1 protein-coding gene and 3 pseudogenes are annotated in these 3,074 nt (G+C 39.0%); all 4 read right to left on the reverse strand.

The window, feature by feature from the left end:
* Positions 1 to 435: 435 nt before the first annotated feature.
* Positions 436 to 1,086, reverse strand: a pseudogene (locus tag IM500_RS19780) (ISL3 family transposase).
* Positions 1,087 to 1,125: 39 nt separating this feature from the next.
* Positions 1,126 to 2,263 (reverse strand): annotated as a pseudogene (locus IM500_RS19785) (IS630 family transposase).
* 115 nt (positions 2,264 to 2,378) lie between these two features.
* Positions 2,379 to 2,873, reverse strand: a complete 495-nt coding sequence (locus tag IM500_RS19790; protein WP_287739387.1) for a transposase family protein — start codon at positions 2,871 to 2,873, stop codon at positions 2,379 to 2,381.
* A gap of 72 nt (positions 2,874 to 2,945) precedes the next feature.
* Positions 2,946 to 3,074 (reverse strand): annotated as a pseudogene (locus IM500_RS19795) (IS5/IS1182 family transposase); the annotation flags it as partial.

A 3,074-nucleotide genomic window follows, 5' to 3' on the forward strand; every position in this document is an offset into this window, starting at 1 on the left:
AAGGTGAGAGTAACGGCGTTAGCCACCCCCAGATTCAGAAGTCACAACTCTGGGACTGAAGCGGGGAACGGAAGGCGAGAGAGGTGTAACCTAACACCAGAATCGAGACCACTGCCAACCATCCACGATTAGGCGTGAGCCAAATGTCTGACTTGAACCATCGTAGGTATTAAGCAGTGAAATAGGTTGACACACTGCGTTCAAAAGAATAGACCTCTTGCAAAAATTTTTTATGGTATAATGGAGGGTTTATCTATTTCGTCTTTGAACTTCTAAATTTATGATCTTTCCACCATTATTTTTCCACAGATACGGTTAATCAACTCTCAATACATTATTCGCACGACAAAGATATCTAGCTTGTTATTCTCAGCTAAATTAAAAGAATATAGTTAGTTTTGGGTCTATTGGACTGATGGTGATAAGTTTAACTAATCAATGATTGGCTGCTAACAGCCGTGAGCGCAGATGTTGAAAATTTCTTAACCCATAAGTCTGACGCAAAATTACACGACTACGATTATTTAAACCTTCCATAGCTCCATTCGTTGTTCGATTAATAAAGTAATGGCAAATTCCCTCAAAGTGTTGTCTAATTGTCCCACATATTTCTCCATAGAAAACTTCAGCATTTTTCAGCCACCTTCTTAATTTCCTAGTTCCCCCACTAATCGTGCGAGTCCTTTCGTATATTTATCTTAATTCTTCTTGTACTTCATAGGCGATTTGTAAAATAGGATAATCTTTCAGTAACCTAGATAGTTCTTCTTTTTCTTCTTTAGTTAAGTCCTCTCTATTACTCAGTAAAAGATGACGTATCCCCTTCGCTCTCATTCCTAATTTACATCGTATTTCGTTTAGTCTTTTGTTGACCATTTTCATTACATGAAAACGGTCATATACTATAATTGCATTAGGAAAAACCTCCTCGATCACTTTGACAAACCCTCCCCACCTATCGATGCAAACTTCCTCCACTTTCTCTCGAATATCCTTTAGCTGTTCGCTTAGCGCTTCTATAAGCTCTTCCTGAGTTCTACTCGCTATCACATCTATTAGACATTTTTTATCTAAGTCACTCACCACTGCTCTGTATTTTTTTTGTCCTTTAGCAGTACTAGGTCATCAAGTTTGTATTGAGGGATAAAGTCGCTTTAGTTTGATACGGGAATCTGCTGTGGTAAATCGCCAATTAACAGAACTAGATTTTTGATTTCGCTCTTCTTCCCACGCAGTAATTTCCAATTTGAGAGTATCTTTATCGGGGATACGACGGTTCACACACTGACGATTTAAAACACTCAATTCAATTTCTGCCATATTCAACCAACTGCCATGTTTAGGAGTATAATGAAACTCCAATTTATCCAAAATCCGTTTGGCTTCTTCCGGAGCAAAAGCTTTGTATAAAGAGGCTTTAACATGAGTGTTAAGTTGATCTTGAATTACCCCAATTTTTTCAGCTTGAGGATAACGTTCATCTACCAAATATTTCATTTGATGAGCATAATCAATGGCCGTTCTTTGGTCAGTTACGAGGTGTGTCTCCAACCTATTAACGGCTCAAAAAACATAAAGAGATTGGCCACCCCATTCCGGCCCTATTGATAGTCATAACGCTCTAATTGACCAGGTTCAGGGGGAATTACCTCTCTGGTTTCTTTCACCAACTGCTTACAACTTTCATCAAAACAAACCCAAGGATTTTTTTCGTCGTAAGGACGTTGATAAATATCTAAAACTTCTTCCATCCCGCAGACAAATTCGGCGTTTGATTGTGGTGGAATTACCCAAGATTCATGAAGCCAAGGTTTAAGTTCGTTTTTTTTAAGCTTTGTCTAATCGTCTCAATCGAGACTTGTTCCACTACTTTTAGTTCTACCATTTTATCCGCCAGCATTTGCAGAGTCCAACTACTTTTTCCCACTGGGGTTTCACTACAAGCGAGCGCAATTAGATAGGCTTCTTTTTCCCCATCAATTATTTTGGGGCGGCGATTTGGCTGTTCCTTCCGTTTTAAAGCTGATTCTAGCCCTTCTTCCACAAATCTCTGTCTGACTCTCTCAATTGTAGCACGACTTATATTTAATGACTCACTAATCTTACTGTCTGTCCACCCTCCTCCTTCTTGATTAATATCTGCTTTGAGCCAAATTCTGGCATGATTCATTTTATAGGCCGCAGTTTTCCCTTTGTTAGTTATTTTTGACAGTTCGCTTCTTTCTGATGGGGTTAAATCGACAATATATTTTTTCTTGGGCATTTTTTCGCGGCTCCTCAGTTTTCTTCGAGCTAGATCACTTTCTCGAGTGCGATCGCCTTCTAGAAAATTTGTGATCAAATGTAAGTCTCCTTTAAGATTACCTCTTTTTTATCCCTCAATGCAAACTTGATCGCCTAGTACTTATCTCATCTAATCCTATATGTTTTACTGGCAGCCAGTTTTTTTGATTCTTTTCTTCGCTTACCGCATCGAAAATTGCCTGAATTTCATCCTCTTTTAGCTCCTCTTCTCGACTAACTTGTTTTACGGTTGTTGCCACTACTCTTCCGTACACATATTCCTCATAACGTTCCGTGTGATGTCGTTTGAATACCATCCCTTCTAGCTCTTCTGTTGTATATCTCCCACATTCACTACAGATAAACTGACGGCGAGGTACTTTCAAATACACTCCTCGACCACATATTGACAAATCTCGCACCAGTACCTCCCGCGTCTGATGTACATCCTCTGTATAATTTCCACAACGAGGACAAATAATGCCTTCCTTTAAGCTTTCAAGGCTAAGAAATATTAAGCCTTCTATTTCTTGAACTTTAACCACAGTCAGGTTCGGTAGTTTAAGCAAACGGTCAAGGTGCCAGTCCATCGTCTTACCTCCGACTCTGTATCTCCATTATACCTTTTCCCCCTCAACTTCAGTTGAGCCTTAGTTTTTTGCTTAGGCTTTTGAACCTAAATCGTTATGGTAAATTCCAGCGATTAAATGACTTCTTAATCCAAATTTATATCGGCGATTTCGATAGGGGTAAGAGAGAATTTTGAAGATTTTTAAACAGCGATTAACATT

This window comes from Microcystis sp. M179S2, assembly GCF_020245805.1.
Taxonomy (GTDB): domain Bacteria; phylum Cyanobacteriota; class Cyanobacteriia; order Cyanobacteriales; family Microcystaceae; genus Microcystis; species Microcystis aeruginosa.